Consider the following 595-nt stretch of genomic DNA (forward strand, 5'->3'; position numbering starts at 1 on the left):
CCAACGCGGTTCACGTGGCTATAGAAGCCCGACACATTGAACGGGCCGCCGTTGTAGCCGAGCGCTGCCTGGTAGTTCGAGTTGGAGCCAAAACTCGTTGAGTTCCCGAACGCGTAGCCCGCGCTGGCGAAGATGCCGTTGCTGAACAGTTTCTTCCACGCAAGGCCATTCGTATAACGCGTACCCGTCGCGCTGGCCGCGTAGAAAATCATCTGCTTGAAGTTGTTCGAGTTCGTCCAGCCGCCCTCTTCCGTCGTCAGTCTGGCGCTGCCATACGCGTCACCGTAGATCGTCGATGCGTCGCGTGCGATGGTGTTCTGGAACCCGGCCGTGATCTTGCCAAACGTGTCGTCCTCGATACCGACCCATGCATCGCGATCGAAGATCTGACCCGGGTCTTCCATCTGGCCATTGGCGACCACGAATTCGCTCTCGAGCCGGAAGATGACCTTCGTACCACCGCCGATGTCTTCGACACCCTTTAAGCCCCAGCGGCTGCCGCTGAACCATGGCTCGCCGGCGTTGCCCATGCCGATGACATGATCGCCGTTCGCATCCGCGTGCGTCCGATAGGTGGGCACGCTCAGGTCCATCA

Annotated in this window: 1 protein-coding gene; it reads right to left on the reverse strand. The window is 60.2% G+C overall.

Features of this window, described 5'->3' with window-relative positions; genetic code table 11:
- Positions 1-595: porin (locus EOS_RS43025; protein ID WP_047898352.1), on the reverse strand; the 595-nt coding region annotated here is incomplete at both ends.

The organism is Caballeronia mineralivorans PML1(12) (assembly GCF_001028175.1).
Classification (GTDB): domain Bacteria; phylum Pseudomonadota; class Gammaproteobacteria; order Burkholderiales; family Burkholderiaceae; genus Caballeronia; species Caballeronia mineralivorans.